Below are 23,302 nucleotides of genomic sequence, written 5' to 3' on the forward strand. Positions count from 1 at the left end.
GGAATTACAGATATCAGAGTGAGAAAAATCAATAAAGACGGAAAAATGAAGGCGGTAGTATCAGTAACTTTTGATAACGAATTTGTGGTACATGACATAAAGGTTATCGAAGGAGATAAAGGAAGATTTATCGCAATGCCATCACGTAAGACTCTTGACGGGGAGTTTAGAGACATAGCACACCCTATAAACTCTGAAACAAGAGACAAAATCCAAAAAACTATTTTAGAAAAATATGAGATGATTCAAATTTCCGATGAAGATACTTTTGAGGAAGTGGCGGCTTTTGAAGAATAAATTATTACATAGCTTCTTACACTAATTGTAAGAAGTTTTTTTTTGTCTATTTTTATAATAAAGAGAGGAGAAATATAAACGATGAAAAAAGCAGTTGCATTGTCATATAAAGCCGAGGCGCCAGAGGTAACAGCAAAAGGGAAGGGGAAGGTTGCAGAGAATATAATTGCTACTGCAGAAAAAAATGAGATTCCTGTATATGAAGATAAAAATTTGGCAAATCTTTTAACAGAGGTGGAGATAGGTAGTCAAATACCAGAAGAAGTTTATGAACTGGTGGCTAAAATTTTAATTATGGTGGGAGATATTGATGAACTATATGCGAAAATTAAATAGTAGAGAAATAGGTGCCAAGTATGAGCTTTTGGTGAAAAATTATTTACTAGATAAGCAATACGAAATTATAGAAACAAATTTTCGAACTAAAAATGGTGAGATAGACATAATTGCTAAGGCTGGTGAATATCTTGTGTTTGCTGAAGTAAAGTATAGATCCAAAAATCAATATGGGACGCCAAAAGAAGCTGTGACACTGCAGAAGCAGAGGAAGATCATATCCACTGCTAAGCAGTATTTGTTTGCTACGCAATTGGATGCATTTTGTAGATTCGATGTAATCGAAGTTTTTGGTAATGAAAGCATTAATCATATTGTGAATGCATTTGAGGAGGCTTAATCAATGTTCACGTTTAAGGAATGGGAAGAAACAGCTGCGATACAAGCATACACTACACGAGATGGAGGCGTAAGCACCGGGGTTTATAGCTCCATGAATATGGGATTTTCTAGAGGTGACGCCGTCGCGGCTGTTATAACAAATTATAAAATAGTTGCAGATGCTATAGGTGTAGAGCTAGAGAGTTTTGTCGCATCTAACCAAACTCATACAAAAAATATTAGGTTTGTAAAAAAGTCCGATTGCGGCAATGGTGTAACAAAGCCAAATCGGTTTACTGATGTGGACGGAATATACACCAACGAAAAGGGTATAACGCTCGTGACATACTATGCTGATTGCGTACCTCTATTTTTTTATGCACCAACAGTGACTGCAATAGGAATGGCGCATGCCGGATGGAGGGGCACTGTTTTGGAGATAGGTAAATCGATGGCAGTGGCATTTAATGAGCGGTTTGGAGTGCCGTTTTCAGAGATAGAAGTAGGAATCGGACCTTCTATCTGTAAAAACTGTTTTGAAGTACACAACGATGTAAGCGATATATTTATGGAAAAGGAAATATTTAAGGAATTTGTAACTGCTAATGCGGAGTCGGGAAAATTTAATATTGACCTATGGGCATGTAATAAAAAAAGCTTGGAAAGTGTGGGAGTATCAAAAATTTATGTTGCAGGCGAATGTACGTGTTGCCCGAACAATGCAGATAAGTTTTTTTCGCATCGGAGAGATGGTGCGGAGAGAGGCTTGGCAGCAGGGCTTATGGCAATAAGGTAGAATATGGCAATTGCTGCAGTTGTTGCAGCAAAAAAACAAATAATATAAAAAAGGTGTAAATATGAAAAAACATAGAATATGCGCAGTTGCAGAAGGCTCAATTGCAGAGGAATTAGGAATAGAAGCTGGAGATTTTTTGGTATCAATCAACGCAGAAGAAGTAGTGGATGTCTTTGATTACCGATTTTTAGTTTGCAGTGAAAATATTGAATTACTTATAGAAAGCAGTGATGGCGAAGAGGTTCTGCTAAGCTTTGAAAAAGATGAAGATGAAGACTTGGGATTGGTATTTGAAACAGATTTGATGGATGAGGTAAAAAGTTGCCAGAACAAGTGTAAGTTTTGTTTTATAGATCAGCTGCCACCCAATATGCGAAAGACCGTATATTTCAAGGATGATGATTGGAGGCTGTCGTATTTGTATGGAAACTATGTAACGCTGACAAATATGCTAGAAGAAGATTACGCTAGACTCGCCAAACATAAGCTTTCGCCGATAAATATTTCGATTCATGCCACAGATCCAGCAGTTAGAAGAGATATACTTACTAATAAGAGAGCGGGTGAAATTTTAGAACATATTCGACGTATTATAGGTTTGGGTATTCAGATTAATGCACAGATAGTTTTATGCAAAGGTTTAAATGATGGCAAAGTTTTAGATGATACTATTAAAGCGCTTAGTGAATTCATTCCCAACATTTTGTCGTTGAGCATTGTGCCGGTTGGAGTTACAAAATTTCGAAATGAATTGGCGCAAGTAGAGGTCTTTGACAAGCAGTCCGCCGCAGTAGTGATAGAAACAGTAAACAAGTGGCAAAAATTTTATCTGGAGAAAATGGATACGCGTTTTGTATTTGCAGCAGATGAATTTTATGTAGTTGCAGAAGAAAAAATGCCAAAATATGAAAATTACGAAGGGTTTCCGGTAATTGACAATGGCGTCGGAATGTTGGCTAAATTTAGATATGAGTTGACTAAGAGACTTGCTGAAATAGAAGAAAGCGACGTGGCGGCAAAATATATTTGTCCTGTTGGGGAAATTGCCTATGATTTTATGGCAAATAATGTTAAGCTAGTAAATGAGAAGTTTCCAGATATAGAAATAGATGTACGTAAAGTGAAAAACGAATATTTTGGAAAGACAGTCACCGTAACAGGATTGATAACAGCAGAAGATATAATAAAAAATTTAAAAAATGTAGATCTGAAAGGAAAAATAATTTTAATTGCTGATAACATGCTGAAAATGGATGAGGACATCTTCTTGGACAATAAAACCGTTGCGCAATTAGAAGCAGAGTTGAACAGCGAAGTACAGGTGATGCCGCACAGCGATGGATGCGCGTGGATTAACTTACTTGTATAGAAAAATTAAATGAGTGATGCAGAAGATGCACACACGGAAGGAACAGTTATGAATAAACCAGTAGTAGCGGTAGTGGGTAGACCAAATGTGGGAAAATCTACTCTATTTAATAGATTGGCAAAGGCAAAAATATCGATTATCGATGATACACCCGGAGTAACAAGAGACAGAATTTATGCAGATGCAGAATGGCTTAACAAAAAATTTACGCTTGTTGATACAGGAGGGATAGAGCCCGATAGCAACGACGTTATTTTATCGCAAATGCGAAAACAAGCAGAAGTGGCAATTGATACTGCAGATGTAATTATATTTTTGGTGGATGTAAAAACCGGAGTTGTAGATAGCGATATGCATGTTGCCAATATGGTACGCAAATCGCAAAAGCCAGTGGTGTTGGTGGTAAATAAAGTAGATGATATGGCAAAGTATCATATGGGGATATATGAGTTTTATAGCTTGGGGCTTGGAGAGCCGATCCCTGTTTCTGCAAGTCAGCCGCTAAATTTGGGAGATATGCTAGATGAAGTATGCGCACATTTTCCAGAAGAATATGTAGAAATTGAAGATGAAGATGCTATAAAAGTTGCAATAGTGGGAAAACCTAATGTAGGTAAGAGTTCTCTTGTAAACAAAATTTTGGGAGAAGACAGAGTAATTGTAAGCGATATAGCAGGAACAACGAGAGAAAGTGTAGATACTGAAGTTGTGATTGATGGGCAAAAGTATGTGCTAATAGATACAGCAGGGGTAAGAAAGCGTAAAAAAGTAAAGGAGGACATCGAAAAATATAGCGTAATCCGAACCATTTCTGCCATAGAACGAGCGGACATAGTTTTGATTTTAATTGATGCAAACGAAGGAATTACGGAACAGGATACGAAGATTGCTGGAATGGCTCATGAGGCAGGCAAAGGCTCGATAATAGTTGTAAATAAATGGGATGCTATCGAAAAAAATGACAAGACTATGAATCAGTTTACAAAAGAGCTAGTAAATACGTTGGCATACATGAAATATGCACCTTGCGCATTTATTTCGGCATTGACGGGGCAGCGAGTAAACAAACTTTTTGATACCATAAAAATCATCGCTCAAAATCAAACGCTGCGTATCAGCACGGGAGTTCTAAATGATGTGCTTATAGAGGCAATGGGGCAAAATCAGCCGCCGTCAGATAAGGGCAAAGCATTAAAAATATATTATATGACTCAGGTAAGCATTAAACCTCCTACATTTATTTTATTTGTAAATGACAAAAATTTATTACACTTCTCGTATCAACGTTATATCGAAAATCAGATGCGTGAAGCTTTTGGGTTTAAGGGTACGCCGATTCACTTTATTGTAAGAGAGAAAGGGGCGAAAGATGTATAGAGTAATTATGCTCGTAGTTGGATACTTGTTAGGCAGTATCCAATCTGCAATAATCTATAGCAAATACATGAGAGGCAAAGATATTAGAGAGCAAGGAAGCGGTAATGCAGGCAGCACCAATGTCATTAGAATTTATGGCAAAAAGGCAGGAATTGCAGTGTTTTGTTGCGACATTGCAAAGGCTGCGATAGCCGTGGTAATTGCAAAGATTTGCTATGCGGATCATCAGATAATAGCAGCGCTTTATGCCGCAATTGGGGCAATAATAGGTCATAGCTATCCGATATACTTTGGATTTAAGGGTGGCAAAGGTGTTGCGGTAACTGTTGGCGCAATTTATATGATAGATATTAGAATTGGGCTAATTTCAACGATAGTTTTTTATATCAGCTTGAAATTATCTAAGATAGTTTCGCTAAGCTCTATGTTACTTACAAGTTCGGTGCCGGTATGCATCTATTTTTTATATAGAACTGCGCCGTATAGAAGAGAGGCAGTGATACTGGGATTTGTCATTGCTGGAATAACAATCTTTCGGCATCATTCAAATATTGGCAGAATGATAAAAGGAACTGAATCTAAGGTAGGAACCAAAAAGTAAATATAATTGGGAGATGACAACATGAATGTGACAGTATTAGGTGCAGGAGGCTGGGGACTGGCTCTGGCTTTGTTATTAAACGATAATAGAAATGATGTAACGATATGGTGTTTTGATGAAAAAGAGAAAGAAGAAATTTTATTGCATAGGGAAAATAAACGATGCTTTCCGGGAGTGAAAATTCCAATAGAAATATATATCACGTCCGATATGAGCGAAGCATTGGCAGAAGCCAAAATCGTTGTGGTGGCAGTGCCATCGTTTGCGGTTCGTTCAACTGCCCAAAATATAGCAGCATATTTGCTAGAAGATGCGGTAGTTGTAAATGTGGCAAAGGGGTTGGAGCCCGATACGTTACGCAGGTTTTCGGAAGTGATTGCAGAAGAGATAGCTAACGACGTGGTCGTACTTTCTGGGCCAAGTCATGCAGAAGAAGTTGCAAGGCATATGCCAACAGCGGTAGTGGTGAGCTCCACAAACTTGGAGGCCGCTCGTGTTGTACAGGTAGTATTTACTGCTCCATATTTTAGAGTGTATCTAAACGAAGATATTGTGGGAGTGGAACTAGGAGGTGCTTTAAAAAATATTATTGCATTGGCGGCAGGGGCAATAGAAGGATTGGGATATGGTGATAATACTAAGGCCGCTTTGATGACGCGTGGAATTGCCGAAATTTCGAGATTGAGTGTTGCAATGGGTGCGCAAATCAATACGCTTAATGGGTTGGCAGGAATAGGCGATTTGATCGTAACTTGCACAAGTGGGCATAGTAGAAATAGGCGTGCAGGAGAATTGATTGCACAAGGATTTTCACTAGATGAGACCATCAAAAAAGTTAATATGGTGGTAGAAGGAATCCCGGCTACAAAAGCGGCATATCAGCTTAGCAAAAAGTGTGGAGTAGAAATGCCCATTACAGAAGCAATCTACAGGAGTTTATTTGAAGATGCCTCTGTAAGAAAAGAAATTAAGAAATTAATGTGCCGCGATTCGAAAATGGAAGAGTAGGRTTATTTGATAAAATTTTCTGCTAATTCACTAAATAGTACATCTATTTTATCAAAATTCAGGTATTTGGAATGAAATTTTTTGGTATTGATAAGATCTTGATTTGCCTGGTCCATTGCAAAATATGCTTTATCGAGTAAAGACATAAATAAAGTAAAATCTTTATCAGACTCTGCAGCTATAGGTACAAGCGCTTCGTAGTCGACACAATGATCGAAATCGAAGATATCAGTTGGAAAGATTTTTGGCTTTCTAAATAGATTGCTAACTGTAATACCAAAAGAAAGTTCTGGTACAACTATATCTTCAATTTTGTCTTTGTCAAAAGGAGATAATGAGCAGGAGATATCATAGCCGTTGTGTAAAAAAAGATTGTGTAATCTACGCATTAGATCTTTAGACTGGCATACAAGATTTTCCTTAATTAGATATATAGTTTTGCTTTTGCCTATTAAAGTGTGAATATAGTCTACGATGCCATTACTGGTTAAAGCATAGCTATATAGATACGTAGCATGCCCGCTGCCGTTGCCTTCTTTTTCAGGAGCCAATTGAAATACATTCTTGATGCGCGCATTTTCATACTTCAACTTTGCAGATTTAAGCAAGCCTATTTCGGTAGAGTGGAGATATGACTTATATATGGCCTGAGCGCTTTCGAGATAAAATTTAGATTTTTCCAAATTTCTTGTGAATGCAGAATTAAAAGTGTTTAATACAAATTCATCATCGTCAGATAACTTGCTTTTATCGATAAGCGAATCAAAATCAATTACTGTCCACGAATGTAGAGAGCTGCTAATATCAATGCTGTTCGTAGTTGTAATGAGTATGTTGGAATTTGTAATATAGATGCTATCAAGAAAAGAAGTATCGATAGTGTTGTGGTAAAAAATGATCTCCTGGCCTGTGTCTGCCAAAAAGTTGCCTAGACGTTTTAAAAATGAAGATTTGCCGGTGCCAACTGCGCCTTTAATAATATAGAGTGTAGATGTGTTAAGATGATCTAGTCTGTCACTAAGTAGTGAGCTTATACCTTTGTAAGTGTTGCTACTTGCAAATACGTGTTTGGTATTGCCTAAAGTATCCATACTACCTCCTAATAAGGAAATTTCTATCACTAATAATTATGTTAAAAAAGATCAAAGTATGCGAAGTGAGTTATACAAAACAAATCTATAATTGCAAATTATCGCGGATGCGACATTAATAGTAACAGATACATAACTGAATTTTTTGAAAGTTGCTTCAAAGAAATATTAAAAAATGATGTGTAAAACTTCAAAATTTTGGTAATAATCTTTATTATTAAAATTTTTGGGAGGTTTTTTTATGATAAAATTCATACTTTCACTGATAATAGTAGGAATTGTTGCGTTTTCGGCAACTTTTTTTTCAGTGAATAAATTTGGTTATGACAAAGATACTGTGCCAATTCCAAATTTGAATGCAGAAACCGCTGCACCCGTTGAAATCGAGCAAGAGATTGTGATGGGTCCTCCGGTTAAAGAGATAAAAGATCCTGTGGTTTTGCCAACTACTAAAGTTGAGCAGATTGCTGTCGATCAGAATGGCGAGGTTGTTTCCACAAATGAGCTCAACGCATATTCTGTTATGGGTCTTACAAAAGAAGAATTGGAGGTGCTTTATGAAAGTTATGATGTTGTGGAGTTTAGTGACGACAAAGTTGTACTAGAAAAAAATGTTATTGTGGAACCACAAGAAGTGACATATTATTTGGGCATTATGGACAACGAAATAGGGATTTGCTTAGAGAATGGGTTTCAAAAACTGGGTCTACAAGCAAAGGATTTTTCGAGCTATGAGAACACTCTGCTTGCACATGAAGTCATTGCTGTATCGGAGGTAGATAAGTTAAAGCTAGAAGATAACCCTTTCTATATAGAAAGATTGCTACAAAATTTAAGCGAGTAGAGCGAGTAGATAGAAAAGAGGATAACATTGAAAGAGGTAGTGATTGTTGGAGGAGGAGCTGCAGGGCTCGCATGTGCAGTGCTGCTGAACAAAGCTTCTGTAACTATTTTAGAAAAAAATGATAAGGTAGGAAAAAAATTATTGGCAACAGGAAACGGTAGATGCAATCTCACGAATGAAAAACTATTGCCAGAAAATTTTCACTCACACTATAAAAAAAGTTTTTTTGCGCCCATTACAGCCTTTGGATATGAACAAACTATCGAGTTTTTTGAAAACTTGGGAATTGTACCTATCTCAGAAAACGCAAAGATCTTCCCGGCTTCGGAACAGGCTAGTAGTGTACTAGATGTGCTACGAATTGCAGTCAATGCGGCAGAAGTTGACGTCGTGACAAATGCTGCTGTAGTTGATATTAAATATAAAAAAGGGCATTTTGCTCTAGAAACGATTGATGGGAAGGTATACACCGCGGCTAAAGTTGTAATAGCGACGGGAGGGCTTGCTGGCGTAAAAGAAGATTATACGATTTATAAAATTTTGGAAAAATTAGGGCATAAAATCGAGCCATTACTTCCGACTTTGGTACACATAAAGTCAAATACAGTATATTGCAAAATGTTACAAGGAACAAGAGTGAAAGCAAAAGTGACGGCAGGAGATAAAACGGAGTATGGAGAAGTTTTATTTACAGAAGATGGGTTGTCGGGCCCGGCAATATTTAATATAAGTAGGCAAATTTCTAATGCGCTCACCACAGAAATAACGCTAGATTTGGTGAAAGATCTAACGGAAGAAGAAGTTATTGCAATGATTTATTCGAGGATTGCAAAAAATCCGCATCACACAGTTGCAGAAATGTTTTTGGGATGGCAAAACAAAAAGGTTGCTATTTCAATTATCAAGGCAGCCGATCTAGGAAAAGCAACTCGCAGYGTGGACACCCTGGAATATGAAGAGGTTGAGAATTTGGCCAAAACCATGAAATCGCTTAAATTTGCCATCGCAGGRACTCGGTCATTTAAATTTGCACAAGCAACKATAGGAGGGGTAAGTCTAGAAGATATTGATATTGCAACAATGGAGTCGAAAMAGATCAAAGGTCTATATTTTATGGGAGAAGTGGTAGATGTAGATGGAGAYTGCGGAGGATATAATTTGCAATGGGCTTGGTCGACGGCAGCCGCAGTTGCTAGAAGTATATATAGCAGTTAAAAGGGAGACATAGAAATGATTAGAGTGAATGAAGTTAGTCTCAAATTAGATGAAAGCGAGGATTTGCTATTAGCTAAAGTGGTTAAACAGTTGAGAATAGGTGCTGCAGATGTAATAGATTTAAGGATAATTCGCAAGTCTATTGATGCGCGAAAGAGAGAGATCAAATTTGTTTACACCGTGGATGTTGCCACAACAAAAGATGAGCAGCTGATACGAGAAAAGCGAGCGACTAAATCGGATATTGTTCCGTATGAGTATCCGGCAAGGGGATCTGCTGCGTTGGGGGCTAGACCCGTAATTGTCGGAGCAGGGCCATGCGGCTTGTTTGCTGCGCTAATTTTGGCACAAAGTGGTTATAAGCCTTTGGTGGTAGAGCGAGGAAGCGAAGTAGATGTACGAGTTGAAGATGTAAAAAAATTTTGGGAAAGCCGAATATTGGATCAAAACTCTAATGTACAATTTGGAGAAGGTGGTGCAGGAACATTTTCTGATGGCAAGTTGACCACTCAAATCAAGAATCCTAGATGTCGAAAAGTGTTGGAAGAATTTGTTAAATTCGGTGCGCCAGAGGATGTCTTATATAAGCATAAACCGCATATTGGTACAGATTTGTTAAGGTCAATTATTGTAAAAATGCGTAAGGAAATTGAGCATCTTGGTGGCACGTTTATGTTTAATKCAAARYTRGCAGATCTGCAAATAGAAGATGATCAGCTAAAAGCAATAGCTGTGCAAAATACAAAGTCGAACGAAGTATGGAAAATCCCTGCAACAGCATGTGTACTAGCGTTGGGACATAGCGCGAGAGATACCTTTAGAATGTTGGCACAAACCTCGGTTAAAATGGAGCAAAAGCCATTTGCTATGGGTGTAAGAATCGAGCATAAGCAAGAGTGGATTAACAAGGCTCAGTATGGGGAGTTTCAAAATCAYCCRGCKTTAGAGGCTGCAGACTATAAATTATCTTGTAAAGTTGGAGAGAAGAATGTGTATAGCTTTTGCATGTGTCCTGGAGGAGTTGTTGTGGGAGCCAGCTCTCAAGAAGGGCGAGTGGTGACAAATGGAATGAGCTTTTATAAACGMGATGGAGATAATGCTAACAGCGCCTTGCTGGTAAATGTTGCCCGAGAAGATTTTGCAACAGCCGATGCTTTGGAAGGGGTGCGCATGCAAGAATCGCTGGAATCGTTGGCATTCGACATTGCAGGACATAATTATAATGCACCGATTCAGAGAGTAGAAGATTTTTTGAATAATATTACAACAACCAAAATTGGAAGCGTTGAGCCAACATACAAGCCGGGCGTAACGATGGTGAATTTGAGAGAGCATATGTCGCGAGAAGTGGGTGATGCAATAGCAGATGCGCTTGTAGCGTTTGGCAAAAAAATTGAAGGCTTCGATCATAAAGATGCAATTATCACAGGCTTTGAAACAAGAAGCTCATCTCCTATCAAAATAACGCGTGATGCAAACTTTGAAAGCAATGTGAGAGGCGTTTATCCTGCAGGAGAAGGGGCTGGATATGCAGGAGGTATAATGTCTGCCGCAGTAGATGGAATTCAGGTTGCAGAAAAAATAATTGGCAAATTTTTACCATGATATAAAAGATTCATTATCTTTCCAACATAGATTTAGAGTTATTGCATAGAATACGTAATGCAAGATAACTAACTATGAGGAGGTTGTGATGAAAAATAAAGGTGGTACAAAAACATCGATTATCGAAGTGATAGGCAAGCGAGTTCCTGATCCAGTAATTATTTTCATAATATTATAYGCGGTGATATTTGTGTTATCAGTATTTTTGGGTGATATGACATTTGGCGAAACGCTCGAATACTCTATCAACAATATGGCAGAAGTAGAAAATGTACGCTGGATTTTTGATAACGCATTGGTTACGAACTGGTTAACCTATGGTGGTGGGGTACTAGGTCTGATCTTGATCGTAATGTTTGGAGTTGGTATAGCAGAAGACTCGGGACTGCTAGCAACRTTGATCAAAAAAATTAGTATAAAATGTTCAGATAAGTGGTTGCCTATATTACTAGTATTTTTGGGAATCTTGAGTAATGTGGCRTCAGATGCGGGATTTATAATTTTGATACCTATGGCAGGGTTGCTATATGCAGGGCTCAAGAAAAATCCGYTAATAGGTATGGYTGCAGCAAATGCAGGGGTTTCTGCAGGATTTAGTGCAAACCTGATTCCGGCAACTCCAGCCGATATTGTTGTAGGTTCCAATGCCGAGATCTTTGCACTGGCACAAAATGTTCCGTTCGTATCTTATAGAGGTACGCCGTTATCTGTTCCATATATGAACTATTATTTTATCGTTGCGTCAACAGTAGTATTGTCGATAGTGGGTGCGTGGATCACTACTAAGATTGTGGCACCAAAATTAGAAAAGCAATCGTTCATAGTTCCGGAAGATTTAAATTTAACAGAATTTACAGTAAAGCCGGAAGAAAATATGGGATTGATTGCMGCWGTAGTGGGATTGGTTTTTGGTATCATTATTATTGGAGCACTATATTTTGGCCCCTTGGCACCATATGTAGATGCGAGTGGAAAAACGATAACGCCATTTACCAACAACATTATTTTGATGATAACGATCGTATTTTTTATGCCAGGTCTTTTTTATGGCGTAGCAGTAAAAAAATACAATAATTCACAAGCTATAGTTATGGGGYTGACTAGGCARATTTCAAACATGGGATATATACTGGTTTTGACATTCTTTTGCTACAACTTTTTAGCATTGTTAACAAAATCAAACATTGGAACTTATATAACATATTTAGGGGCAACGTTCTTAGAAAACTTAGGCTTTGGAGAATGGCCAATGCTATTGATCATAGGGTTTATTCTTACAGCAGCAGTAATCAATTTGTTTGTGGGAGGGCTGTCTGCAAAGTGGTTATTGCTAGGGCCAATCTTTGTTCCAATGCTATACAGAGTGCATCCWGAAATGACGCCCGACCTCGTTGCCGCGGCATATAGAATAGCAGACTCATCAACAAATACTATCTCGCCAATGATGACTTATACAGGAGTTATTCTTGCGTATATGAGAAAGTATAAACCAGAATTTACRCTGGGCAATTTAATAGGAGTAATGCTTCCGTATTCTATAATTTTCTTGATAGTTTGGACCATATTATTGCTTGTATTTTTTCAATTGGGCTTACCTCTGGGACCAGCTGGAGTGTAGAAACAAAGGTTTTTCCTTATCTTACCAATTTTATTGGGGAGATAAAATATGTCTACTGCCGTAGATAAAAATTAAGTGATAGAGAAAATCATTGGTGAAATTTTAATATAATATAAGAAAATTAATACCTTTTCAACATAAATTTAGATTTTTTTGCATAAAATAAGCAATGCAATAGAACTAAGTACTAATTATGAGGAGGAGAGTATGAGGAAGAAAGACGGTAAGAAATCATCGGTTGTCGAAATGATAGGTAAGCGGATTCCCGATCCAGTAATTATTTTCATAATATTATACGTAGTGACATTTTTGTTGTCGGTATTTTGGGGAGGCCTGACTTTTGGTGAAAGTGTAGTTGGTGGAGAAACGATCAAATACTCCATTAATAATATGGCAGAAGCGGAAAATGTGCGTTGGATTTTTGATAACGCCTTACTTGCTAACTGGTTAGCGTATGGTGGCGGAGTGTTAGGTCTGATCTTAATTGTAATGTTTGGAGTTGGTATAGCAGAAGATTCGGGGCTGTTGGCAACGCTAATTAAAAAGATCAGTATGAAATGTTCAGACAAGTGGCTGCCTATATTGTTGGTATTTTTGGGAATTATGAGCAGTGTGGCGTCTGATGCGGGATATATTATTTTAATTCCTCTTGCAGGATTGCTATATGCCGGAATTAAGAAAAATCCATTAATTGGTATGGCCGCGGCATTTGCCGGGGTATCTGCAGGGTTTAGCGCAAACTTGATTCCAGCAACGCCAATCGATGTTATTGTTGGTTCCAATGCAGAAATTTTTGCAGCAGCACAAGGTGTTCCATTTATGTCTTCTAGAGGTACGCCGTTATCTGTTCCATATATGAACTATTATTTTATCGTTGTATCAACAATTGTATTGTCGATAGTAGGTGCCTGGGTTACGATTAAAATTGTAGCGCCAAAATTAGAAAAGCAATCATTTATAATTCCAGATGATCTAGATTTAGAAGAATTTACAGTGAAGCCRGAAGAAAATATTGGTTTGATTTCAGCGGTAGTGGGATTGGTTTTTGGTATCGTTATTATTGTGGCATTGTATTTTGGACCTTTGGCACCATATGCAGATGTGAATGGAAAAATGATAACGCCATTTACCAATAATATTATTTTGATGATAACGATCGTCTTCTTTATGCCAGGTCTTTTCTATGGAGTGGCGATAAAAAAGTATAATAATTCGCAAGCTATAGTTATGGGTCTTGCTAGACAAATTTCAAACATGGGATATGTAATTGTTTTGACATTCTTTTGCTATAATTTTTTGGCACTATTAACAAAATCGAATATCGGRACGTATATAACATATTTAGGGGCAACATTCTTAGAAAATTTAGGGTTTGGAGAATGGCCAATGCTATTAATTATAGGATTTATCCTTACAACAGCGGTAATTAACTTGTTTGTTGGAGGGTTATCTTCAAAGTGGCTATTGCTCGGACCGATCTTTATTCCAATGCTATATAGAGTTCATCCAGAAATGACACCAGATATGGTTGCGGCAGCATTTAGAGTAGCCGATTCATCAACAAATATTATTACACCAATGATGAGTTATACAGGGGTTATTCTTGCGTATATGAGAAAGTACAAACCAGAATTTACTTTGGGTAATTTAATAGGAGTGATGTTCCCATATTCTATGATTTTCTTGATAGTTTGGACCATATTACTACTTATATTTTTTCAACTKGGCTTGCCACTTGGGCCAGCTGGAGTATAAAAAAAGCCTCCCTGTTTTGTTTGCGGGGAGGTTTTTAAATGCGAAAAAATTTAATAGAGCATTGGAAGCGGTGATACAATTTCGATATGCGAGATATTTATATATAATATGGCGGCATTGATATAGTCGAATGCTCGTATTGTTGTAGGAGTAACGGCGCAAATAACTACTTGTAGCTGAGTTCCTGCTATAAGGATGCTGACTTTTTGGTTTATATATTGACATAGGTTGTTGGCRGCTTGAGGTTTTGTGGTATCTATTGGAAATGCGGTATTAAGTCCAAAGCAAGCAGGGCTACCACAAATAGGTATAGAATGGTATTGGCTATTATAAGCAATATCGGCAGATGCAGGCATTTGTGCAGTAGACTGATTAAAAACTATATCAGTAGTTGCAGGAGTCGATGCATTGAGCTGAGTAAAAACTACATCAGTAGYTGCGGGAGCCGATGCATTGAGTTGGGTATGAACAGCATCAGTAGTTTCAGGAGTCGGTGTATTGAGTKGAGGATGAATAGYAGRTATATCTTTTGATACTTGCTTTGTAGTAACTGCTGATGATAATGTKGGCTTTGCAGAAAGTAGCGTAGGTATTTTTATTATATCTGCAGGGTTTGGAGTTATATTAGAACGCATACCACAGGTTGGTGATTTTCTTAATTCTTCTACGAGTTTGAGATAGTTTGTAGATTTCGTGGATCCTTTAGCCACCGCTTTTGCTGGAATTTTGGGATTAAATTCTTTCATTCAGGGACCTCCTTAAGGTAAAATATATTCGATATACGCAATATCAGCTAAGTTGAAAATTTTAGTTTGACCTGTCCCAAGTTCGATGCCTTTCATATAATTTTGACAAACTTCAGAGACTATAATAGAGTAGCTATAGCGATTAGAATAGACAGTAATTTTATTATTTACTAGAGAGTCTAAAGTATTAGATTGTTGATTGGACATAAAAATACCTCCTTATTGATAATCTACAGTTTATGAAGCGGACAAAATGTAGGTGACATTTTAAAATACAATATTTTTTTGGCATACTTTTGCGTCTTGCAATATAAAATATTATGTCCGAGGAGTGAAGTTAAAATATTTGTAAACCTCATTTTATGGTTTTGCTAAGATATTTGTGACATACGTATAAAATGTTAGAAGATAGCAAACAATTTAGTATAAGTATTCCTCTTAATTCTAATTTAAAAAAGAAAAAATAGTTGACGCAAAGTTAGAAAAATTCTATAATAGTGGAGATTATMAGGTTTTATATTATGGGGAAATACTAGGTACTTATTTAGGCAAAAAAGGAGACTAGATATGAGTTTACACGAACAATGGGAAAACTATGGTGAAGAAGCAAAGGCTCGCTCTACAGAAGAATACAAAAAAGTCGTAGAAAAGTACTTGACTAAAGAGAGAAATGTTTACGCAAGTTTACTATCACATCCAGATCAAATAGTTGAAGGAACGATTTCGGAACTGGGCGCCAAATATGGAATGAACGATTATGAGTTTTTGGGATTTGTGGATGGAATTAACGAGAGCTTGGTCGATGGTCCATACGAATTAAAAGATATGGTAGGCGATAGTTATGTAAAACTGAACTATGATCTCAAAAAATTGTATTGGAATATGCTAGATGCAAAAGCGGACTGGTTATATACTCTCAAAGAGTGGGATTCTTTGCTAACAGATATAGAAAAAGCACAAATCAAGCGAGACTACAACAAGTCTAAAACTATGACGAAAATTAAAAAGCAAGGCAGAAATGACCCTTGTAGTTGTGGCAGCGGGCTAAAATACAAAAACTGTTGTTTAAATAAGAAGTAATGTGTGGGGCACGGCAATACCGTGTCCATTTTTGTGGAGGGATATACAATGGAAATCAAGTGGACCTACATTATTATAGCAGTTCTATATGTACTTATTTTTATAATTAAAGCAATGATTGGCGAGCTTAATAAAAAATATAAAGAAGAAATGAATGCAGTGGAAGTTCGAGTATTTAAGAAAGATTTCTTAACCATTGTTGCCGTGTGCGCGTTTGTTGGAATGTTGATTATAACAATACTAACAACAATTGGGGGAATGCCGTTTAATATAAATGCTTTTGTGATTGCTATATTATTAGTAATATTAAGCATCATAAGTGGTTTTTCTAAAGTATTAGTAATAGATCAGAAAGCATATGTTTTGATGGGAGAAAAAATAGGAGAAGAGGACATTAAAGAAATTGTAGTGGCAAGAAGTAAAGTTAAAATAGTGACCAATAAATCAGTCAACTATGAATTTTTCGCATCTGCTAAAGGTAAAAAGCATTTTAAATCGATAAAAAAAACGGAAGAGACTATCTCATAAATAGCCATTTGGAAAAATTTAATTGTTAAAGAATGTAAAAAACTATTTCTTTTTTATATAAAAGTGGTAAAATGGTATGTGTAGGGAAAAATATGCCCCACAATACACAAAAAAGACAGAAATGGAGGTTAATCATGAAGGATATTTTTGAGGAAATCATTTCAATTGACAAAGACACTACTGCTAAACAAAAATTGGCGAAAGAAAATCTCAAAAATTTGCAGGAAAGTTTGGATCAGGATATAAGTCAGTTGTGTAAAAGTATTCTCGATCAGGCAAAAAAAGATGTTGAAGACTATGAAAACAATCTAGAACAACAGCAAGAGATTACAAAAGAATTAATTAATGAACAAACCCAAAAAGAATGCTTACTTATTAAAAATGCTTTTATAAATGTTAAAGGTAGTTTGGTGGAAAAATTATTTAATGAGATAAAAAGCGAGAGGAGCTAAATTCAATGAATGAGTTTGTTTCTTATTATGCTGTAGATGCCAAACTAAAAAGTCGCAAACCATTTTTGCTAACACGCGAAGATTTTAGTCGTATGATTGAGCTTAAGGACATAAAGCAAGTAATTACTTATATTTCTAAAAAGGACACGTACAAAATGTTTTTGGAAGAGCACGCAACGGAAGATGGTATTCACAGAAACGATTTAGAAGTGGCTCTTTGGTGCGTAAATGTATATGAAATAGAAAAAATGTTGCACTTTATGTCTGGAGCATACAAAGAGTTTTTTAAATTAATGTTGCAGCTATATGAATTACGAGATATAGAATTACTAATCCGCGCATTAATGCGAGACGAGTTGCATAATGGCTTAAGTAAAAATTTTATTCATAGCAAAAAGTATGCTACTGTAGATTTTAACAGACTGCTAGAAGCTAGGGATATAGTTGAATTTACAAAAATTTTAAATGGATCGATTTATTATTCTACGGTTAGAACGATTGATAAAAATGAGTTGGCAGTTAGTGAATGGCATTTAGAAATGAAAATTAACGCCGCATATTATAAACTTCTAAAAGAAAAAGCAAAGAGTCTACACGAAAAAGATAGAGTAATAGCCACTAGAATCTTGGGGGAACGAATAGATAGACTTAACGTAGAGTGGATATATCGAGCAAAACGGTTTTATGAATTAAATAACGAAGAAATTTTGTTATATAGCCTAGGAAAAGGATATAAAATTTCTTATAACCGCCTAAAAAATCTATGTTATGTAGAAGATATAGCTAAATTCCGTGTGTTGGCAAACAAATATTTGGGTGCAGAGATATTTTTTGAAAGTAATGATTTGCTCTCAAAAAAGGTAGATAATTGGTTATACAGCAAGCTGCTAGAAAAAGAAAATATATCTGGCATAGGCAAGCTTATGGTCTATATCTATACCTTGGAAATGGATCAAAAGGATATTATAGCTATTATCGAAGGCTTGAGATATCAACTCAATAAGGATGAAATTAAAGAGTATCTAATAAATAATATTAGAACGTAGAGAAAGAAAGGGGAATGGTATAAGTGGCTATTGAAAAAATGACGATGCTAAGTTTTGTAGCTTCACAAACGGATGAACAGAATATTTTAGAACAGCTTATCTTAAGTGAAAAAGCACATATCAATGCTAGTCTCGATGACTTACACGAAGATAGTTTTACAACTCATGAATATGAATCTAGCTTGCAAAGTAATGAAGTGTTGGCAGCGATAAATGAACCAGTAAAAATAGAAGAAATATTGAAGATATCTAATATAGTACAGAGCATTGCAACTCAACTTAAATTAGATCTCAAAATAGACTATACTGAAGTAAAGCAAGGCTATGATTTGACTGCGGCAAAAGCAGAACTCGAAGCTTTTGTTGAAGACTCGCGTGAAAAAGTAGATAGATTGGGGTTCATAGAAAGACAATACAAAGAGCTAAAATATTTGGAGCATATAATTCATAGCGTAAAAAAGAGAAATATTGATTTTAAAAGCCTGACAGAGCTCAATAATTTTGGTTTTCAAATTGGTATATTATCATATGAGCATACGGTACAAATTAAGAAAAATTATGAAAATATCAGTGCAATTGTAGTTAGAGTCGGAGAAATTACTGATGTAAAGGAAGATATTTATTTAGTAATTTATCCTAATCATCTGGCTGATGAGACCAAACATCTCCTAAAGTCTGTAAACTGGAGAAAAATTAGAATCCCAGATGAATTTTTGGGAGATATATCGCAGATAGAAGATCAACTGCATCATAAAGTGACAGCATATGAAGAAGAAGCGGCGCAACTCAATGAGATAGTCTATAAAAATATAGATGAAAAAGCAAAAATGTTAAATTGTATATATACAAGAATAGAGCTCGAAAAAGAAGTAATCAATTTGAGCAAGCAAATTTATCATGGAAATAATGTTTTTGTGGTTAGAAGTTGGATACCAGAAAAAGATGCGCAAGATTTAGAAAATGTTGTTGCGAGCGTAACAGATAAATATGTAATGGTCAATAAAAATCCAGAAGAATTTGATAAAAAGATTATGCCGCCAACATTGCTTAAAAATAATAAGTTGTTTAAGCCTTTTGAAATGATTGTAAATCTATATGGTTTGCCGTCATATAAAGAGTTTGACCCTACACCATTTCTGGCAATGACAATGTGTCTTATATTTGGAATAATGTTTGGTGATATAGGACAAGGAGCGATATATGTTTTGGCAGGATTTTTAGTTGCTAAGAAAAATGTGGCTGCCGGGGGACTACTAAAGAGATTGGGAAGCTTTTCGATAGCATTTGGATTTTTTTATGGCAGTTTGTTTGGGCTAGAACAGCATCAGTTGCCGTGGTTGCCAAGTATATTGGGCGGATCGCCGCTAGATCCCGAGAATATTTTACCAATTTTGATTGCTAGTGTTATCGTTGGTGTAGTGCTATTAACGCTTTCATATTTTATAGGAATTGTTAACAGTCTAAAACAAGGAGACATAGAACATGGCGTTTTTGGAAGCCATGGTATTGTTGGATATATTTTTTATTTAAGCTTGGTATTAACGGCAGTAGCGTTTACGGGAGTTATACCAATATCACCATTAGTTTTTGTAACTATATTAGTTATAACTTTGATTATTATGGTTTTAAAAGAGCCACTTACTCATTTTATAGAAGGCAAGCGTCCTTTAATTAAAGGTGATAAAGGAAGCTACTTTGTGGAAAATGGATTTGAAGGRCTAGAGACTTTGTTAAGTGCGCTTAGTAATGCAATATCATTTATAAGGGTTGGTGCGTTTGCACTAAACCATGCAGGATTATTTATGGCATTTTTAGTTATGGCAGAGCTTGTGGAAAGTCCAATTCTAAAAGTTTTGATTATAATTATAGGAAACATCTTGATTCTAACATTAGAAGGACTAGTTGTTTTTATTCAGTGTTTGAGACTTGAGTATTATGAAATGTTCAATAAATATTTTTCTGGAGAAGGATATGCATATAATCCAATCGTTTTAGGTAACAATAAGGAAAGTATATAAATATTAAAAATAAGAAAGAGGTAAAAGAACAATGATGATTATTACAACGATTTTAGCAGCAGTTATTGCAGGAATTACAATCGAAGCTGGCATTAGCGCAGTGAAAAACAAAAAACAAGGTAATATTAAAAAGGCAATTCTAACAACAGTAGCTCCGTTTAGTACTTTAATAGTTATGGCGTTGGCGTTTATTATTTTTGATGGCGATGTTCTTGCAACAAATGAAGTAGTGGCAACAGTGGCTGGTGTTTCTGTAGGTGAAGGATTTAAATATATAGCTGCAGCATTAAGTACAGGTATGGCAACAATCGGAACCGGRCGCGCAGTTGGTGCGGTTGGATCTGCGGCGATCGGAGCAGTATCAGAAGATCCATCAATCTTAGGTAAGACATTAATTTTYGTAGGTATGGCAGAAGGTATCGCGATTTATGGTATGATTATTTCAATTTTAATTTTGTTTGCATAGGACGAAGGATATGAGAACTTTTTTAATTAGTGATAACAAGGACACCTGGGTTGGAATGCGTCTTTGCGGTGTAGATGGAGTCGTAGTACATTCTAGAAAAGAAGTACTAAACGAAATCAATGCGGTTTTTCGGGATGATACGATCGGCCTTTTGCTTCTTACAGAAAGAATTGTAGATCTGGCAAAAGAAGAAGTAATGGAATATAAGCTTAAAAAGGCGATTCCAATGATTATAGAAATTCCTGATAGACATGGAACAATAAGATCTGGAGATGCTATTTCACAATATATTAGAGAATCTGTGGGCATTAAAATTTAAAAGAGAGGTGAAAAAATTGGTAACCCTAGAACAAAAACTTGCCTTGTTCTCAAAGCTTATGCAGCAAGACATATCAGATAATTTACAAGAAGGTCGTGCCAAAATAGAAAGCGATTATAGAAAAAGACGAGCGCTTCAAGAGCAGCAAAGCAAAGAGAAAGCCAAAAGATATGTGGACGATCATAAAAAAATTATCGATACAAAAATTGCACAATATAAAGCGAAGGCAAAGCTTGAATCAAAAAAGGAAATCATGCAGGTAAAAGAGGACTGCATCCATGTTATAGACGAATTGCTAAAGGATAGAATAAATGAATACACTGACACTGCAGAATATCAGACATGGATTATAGAAAGCGTAAAGTCTCTAAAAGAATATTTTGATCAAGAGGTTGTGATATATCTTTCACCAAAAGACTTAAAAAATCAAAAGGAAGCAATAATAAATGAACTGGAAGCTGAAGGCGCAAATACTAAATTTGTTGCCTTTGATCTAAATGATAAAATTGTTTTAGGAGGCTTAATTGTAAAAATAGAAGCTTCAAATATGCAAATAGATTTATCGTTAGATAGTGTGCTCGAAAACAAAAGCGAAGAGATTTCTCAACTTGTTCTGACTGCTATCGAGAAGGAGTGTGAAGAACTTGAAAAATAAAGGGAATGTTACGCTTGTAAATGGCCCAGTTGTTATGGGCTCTGGAATGGGTGCATTTAAATTAAACGAGATGGTAACTGTTGGAAACCAAAGATTAATAGGAGAAGTTGTTATTTTAGAGCAAGATAGAGCCACTGTGCAAGTATATGAGGAGACAGAAGGGCTTAGAGCAGGCGAAGAAATTATTTCGACGGGTGATCCTCTGTCAATTAGCCTTGGCCCTGGTATGCTTGGAAATATGTTCGATGGGATTCAAAGACCTCTTAAGAAAATTGAAAGCATTTCTCCAAATTTTATTCCAGAAGGTATTGGTCTTCTTTCTATAGATACCGAAAAATTATGGGAAGTAAAGCTAAACGTTAAAGAGGGAGATTACCTCGCAGCAGGAGCGGTATATGGAACGGTTCAGGAGACCGCTAGCGTATTGCATAAGTTATTGGTACCCCCTCTAGTTGCTGGAAAAGTAGTAGAGGTAAAACCAGATGGCGAGTATAAAATAGAAGATACAGTTGTGGTAATAGAGCTTAAATCGGGTGCCAGACATGAATTGACTTTAGTTCAGAAGTGGCCTGTTAGAAAAGGTAGACCAACCAAAGAACGTTTGCCTATATATAAACCACTAATTACGGGGCAACGTGTAATAGATACGTTCTTTCCTGTGGCGAAGGGAGGCACAGTTGGGCTTCCAGGAGGGTTTGGAACGGGTAAAACTGTAACGCAACATCAGCTAGCAAAATGGTCTGATGCCGACATAATCGTATATATCGGTTGCGGAGAGCGTGGAAATGAGATGACAAACGTTCTGGAAGAATTCCCTAGTTTGATTGACCCTAGAACAAATCGTCCTTTGATGGAGAGAACAATCCTAATTGCCAATACATCTAATATGCCTGTTGCTGCGCGTGAGGCTAGTATATATACAGGAATTACGATGGCAGAATATTTTAGAGACATGGGATATGATGTGGCCATTATGGCGGATTCGACATCGCGTTGGGCAGAAGCACTCCGTGAAATCGCTGGCCGATTAGAAGAAATGCCTGCAGAAGAAGGGTATCCGGCTTATCTACCTTCTAGACTTGCACAGTTTTATGAGCGAGCAGGATGCGTCAAAACGTTAAATAACGAAGAGGCGTCGGTTACAATAATTGGCGCAGTCTCGCCACCAGGAGGAGATTTCTCAGAACCAGTTACAGAAAATACAAAGCGTTTTGTGAGCGCATTCCTAGCGCTTGATAAAAAATTAGCTTACGCAAGACACTATCCGGCAATTAACTACCTCACAAGCTATAGTAGTTACGTAACTATATTACATGATTGGTATCGCGACAATGTGGCTCCGGATATGATGTATATTAGAGGAAAGATGGTTAAGTTGTTGCAAGAAGAAGAGAAGTTGAATGAGATTGTTCAGCTGATTGGAGAGGATGTTTTGCCAAACGATCAGCAGTTGATCCTAGAAACCGCGAGGACAATCAAAAAGAGCTTCTTGCAACAAAATGCACTTCATAAAGAAGATACCTATGTAAGTCTTGAAAAGCAATACAAGATGCTAAAGGTCATTGATGTATTTTATGAGAGTGCATTGGCGTGCGTAAAATTAGGAATACCTGTTTCGATTATTAGAAAAGTTCCGATATATCAAGAAATAATCAAGATGAAATATGATGTGCCAAACTCAAATCTTGCACTGCTAGATGAGTTAACAGATAAAATTAAAGCAGGATATGATGAATTAAAAGCTAAATATCAAGAGTAG

The 23,302-nt window shown here is 36.5% G+C and carries 25 protein-coding genes; 22 read left to right on the forward strand and 3 right to left on the reverse strand.

Annotation, left to right across the window (positions count from 1 at the left end):
• Nucleotides 1–3 precede the first annotated feature (3 nt).
• The 8 genes from spoVG to EPU_RS03875 all read left to right on the forward strand — a co-directional run bounded on the left by spoVG (nt 4) and on the right by EPU_RS03875 (nt 6,105).
• On the forward strand, nt 4–297 hold the full coding sequence (gene spoVG / locus EPU_RS03840; RefSeq protein WP_029487967.1) for a septation regulator SpoVG: 294 nt from the start codon (nt 4–6) through the stop codon (nt 295–297).
• An 81-nt stretch (nt 298–378) separates the two neighbouring features.
• Nucleotides 379–633: an EscU/YscU/HrcU family type III secretion system export apparatus switch protein gene (locus EPU_RS03845; RefSeq protein WP_010166943.1), complete on the forward strand. Its 255-nt coding sequence runs from the start codon at nt 379–381 to the stop codon at nt 631–633.
• The gene (locus EPU_RS03850; protein ID WP_010166944.1) at nt 608–973 is read left to right on the forward strand and encodes a YraN family protein; all 366 of its coding nucleotides are present in this window, start codon (nt 608–610) and stop codon (nt 971–973) included. The genes EPU_RS03845 and EPU_RS03850 overlap by 26 nt, the downstream gene beginning before the upstream one ends.
• A gap of 3 nt (nt 974–976) precedes the next feature.
• The gene (gene pgeF, locus EPU_RS11460; RefSeq protein ID WP_010166945.1) at nt 977–1,750 is read left to right on the forward strand and encodes a peptidoglycan editing factor PgeF; all 774 of its coding nucleotides are present in this window, start codon (nt 977–979) and stop codon (nt 1,748–1,750) included.
• Between the two features lie 61 nt (nt 1,751–1,811).
• Nucleotides 1,812–3,119: a DUF512 domain-containing protein gene (locus tag EPU_RS03860; protein WP_010166946.1), complete on the forward strand. Its 1,308-nt coding sequence runs from the start codon at nt 1,812–1,814 to the stop codon at nt 3,117–3,119.
• A gap of 48 nt (nt 3,120–3,167) precedes the next feature.
• On the forward strand, nt 3,168–4,496 hold the full coding sequence (der, locus tag EPU_RS03865; protein WP_029487968.1) for a ribosome biogenesis GTPase Der: 1,329 nt from the start codon (nt 3,168–3,170) through the stop codon (nt 4,494–4,496).
• Nucleotides 4,489–5,097, forward strand: coding sequence for a glycerol-3-phosphate 1-O-acyltransferase PlsY (plsY, locus tag EPU_RS03870; protein ID WP_010166948.1), 609 nt, complete (start codon nt 4,489–4,491; stop codon nt 5,095–5,097). The genes der and plsY overlap by 8 nt, the downstream gene beginning before the upstream one ends.
• Before the next feature lie 21 nt (nt 5,098–5,118).
• On the forward strand, nt 5,119–6,105 hold the full coding sequence (locus tag EPU_RS03875; RefSeq protein ID WP_010166949.1) for an NAD(P)H-dependent glycerol-3-phosphate dehydrogenase: 987 nt from the start codon (nt 5,119–5,121) through the stop codon (nt 6,103–6,105).
• A 2-nt stretch (nt 6,106–6,107) separates the two neighbouring features.
• Here EPU_RS03875 and EPU_RS03880 read toward each other — a convergent pair whose 3' ends face one another.
• Entirely contained in the window at nt 6,108–7,196 is a 1,089-nt protein-coding gene (locus tag EPU_RS03880) for an ATPase (protein WP_010166951.1), read from the reverse strand.
• A gap of 241 nt (nt 7,197–7,437) precedes the next feature.
• On the opposite strand from EPU_RS03880, the gene EPU_RS03885 reads away from it, so the two are divergent.
• The 5 genes from EPU_RS03885 (at nt 7,438) to EPU_RS03905 (ending at nt 14,233) form a co-directional block, all read left to right on the forward strand.
• Nucleotides 7,438–8,040, forward strand: a complete 603-nt coding sequence (locus tag EPU_RS03885; RefSeq protein WP_010166952.1) for a hypothetical protein — start codon at nt 7,438–7,440, stop codon at nt 8,038–8,040.
• 27 nt (nt 8,041–8,067) lie between these two features.
• A complete protein-coding gene (locus EPU_RS11465) occupies nt 8,068–9,255 on the forward strand; it encodes a BaiN/RdsA family NAD(P)/FAD-dependent oxidoreductase (RefSeq protein WP_052296454.1) in 1,188 nt (395 codons plus the stop codon).
• A 15-nt stretch (nt 9,256–9,270) separates the two neighbouring features.
• A complete protein-coding gene (locus EPU_RS03895) occupies nt 9,271–10,860 on the forward strand; it encodes an NAD(P)/FAD-dependent oxidoreductase (RefSeq protein WP_029487969.1) in 1,590 nt (529 codons plus the stop codon).
• Nucleotides 10,861–10,948: 88 nt separating this feature from the next.
• Nucleotides 10,949–12,478: an AbgT family transporter gene (locus EPU_RS03900; RefSeq protein WP_029487971.1), complete on the forward strand. Its 1,530-nt coding sequence runs from the start codon at nt 10,949–10,951 to the stop codon at nt 12,476–12,478.
• 207 nt (nt 12,479–12,685) lie between these two features.
• Nucleotides 12,686–14,233 (forward strand): AbgT family transporter, encoded by a 1,548-nt coding sequence (locus EPU_RS03905; RefSeq protein ID WP_010166960.1) that lies wholly within the window; start codon nt 12,686–12,688, stop codon nt 14,231–14,233.
• Between the two features lie 50 nt (nt 14,234–14,283).
• Here the strand turns inward: EPU_RS03905 and EPU_RS03910 are convergent, their stop codons facing one another.
• The gene (locus EPU_RS03910; protein ID WP_010166962.1) at nt 14,284–14,979 is read right to left on the reverse strand and encodes a hypothetical protein; all 696 of its coding nucleotides are present in this window, start codon (nt 14,977–14,979) and stop codon (nt 14,284–14,286) included.
• Nucleotides 14,980–14,991: 12 nt separating this feature from the next.
• The gene (locus EPU_RS03915) at nt 14,992–15,186 is read right to left on the reverse strand and encodes a hypothetical protein (RefSeq protein ID WP_010166964.1); all 195 of its coding nucleotides are present in this window, start codon (nt 15,184–15,186) and stop codon (nt 14,992–14,994) included.
• 360 nt (nt 15,187–15,546) lie between these two features.
• On the opposite strand from EPU_RS03915, the gene EPU_RS03920 reads away from it, so the two are divergent.
• The 9 genes from EPU_RS03920 to EPU_RS03960 all read left to right on the forward strand — a co-directional run bounded on the left by EPU_RS03920 (nt 15,547) and on the right by EPU_RS03960 (nt 23,302).
• Entirely contained in the window at nt 15,547–16,059 is a 513-nt protein-coding gene (locus EPU_RS03920; RefSeq protein WP_010166966.1) for an SEC-C metal-binding domain-containing protein, read from the forward strand.
• 48 nt (nt 16,060–16,107) lie between these two features.
• Entirely contained in the window at nt 16,108–16,587 is a 480-nt protein-coding gene (locus EPU_RS03925) for a hypothetical protein (protein ID WP_010166968.1), read from the forward strand.
• Between the two features lie 134 nt (nt 16,588–16,721).
• Nucleotides 16,722–17,039, forward strand: coding sequence for a hypothetical protein (locus tag EPU_RS03930; protein WP_010166970.1), 318 nt, complete (start codon nt 16,722–16,724; stop codon nt 17,037–17,039).
• 5 nt (nt 17,040–17,044) lie between these two features.
• The gene (locus EPU_RS03935) at nt 17,045–18,085 is read left to right on the forward strand and encodes a V-type ATPase subunit (protein WP_010166972.1); all 1,041 of its coding nucleotides are present in this window, start codon (nt 17,045–17,047) and stop codon (nt 18,083–18,085) included.
• 23 nt (nt 18,086–18,108) lie between these two features.
• Nucleotides 18,109–20,103 carry a V-type ATP synthase subunit I gene (locus tag EPU_RS03940; protein ID WP_010166974.1) on the forward strand — a complete coding sequence of 665 codons (1,995 nt, stop codon included), beginning with the start codon at nt 18,109–18,111 and terminating at the stop codon, nt 20,101–20,103.
• A gap of 31 nt (nt 20,104–20,134) precedes the next feature.
• A complete protein-coding gene (locus EPU_RS03945) occupies nt 20,135–20,569 on the forward strand; it encodes an ATP synthase subunit C (RefSeq protein WP_029487972.1) in 435 nt (144 codons plus the stop codon).
• A 10-nt stretch (nt 20,570–20,579) separates the two neighbouring features.
• Nucleotides 20,580–20,888 carry a V-type ATP synthase subunit F gene (locus tag EPU_RS03950; RefSeq protein WP_010166978.1) on the forward strand — a complete coding sequence of 103 codons (309 nt, stop codon included), beginning with the start codon at nt 20,580–20,582 and terminating at the stop codon, nt 20,886–20,888.
• A gap of 16 nt (nt 20,889–20,904) precedes the next feature.
• Nucleotides 20,905–21,543, forward strand: a complete 639-nt coding sequence (locus EPU_RS03955; RefSeq protein WP_010166980.1) for a V-type ATP synthase subunit E — start codon at nt 20,905–20,907, stop codon at nt 21,541–21,543.
• Nucleotides 21,533–23,302, forward strand: coding sequence for a V-type ATP synthase subunit A (locus tag EPU_RS03960; RefSeq protein WP_010166982.1), 1,770 nt, complete (start codon nt 21,533–21,535; stop codon nt 23,300–23,302). Before EPU_RS03955 ends, EPU_RS03960 begins: the two co-directional genes overlap by 11 nt.

Source organism: Candidatus Epulonipiscium viviparus, assembly GCF_000171335.1.
GTDB lineage: Bacteria > Bacillota > Clostridia > Lachnospirales > Cellulosilyticaceae > Epulonipiscioides > Epulonipiscioides viviparus.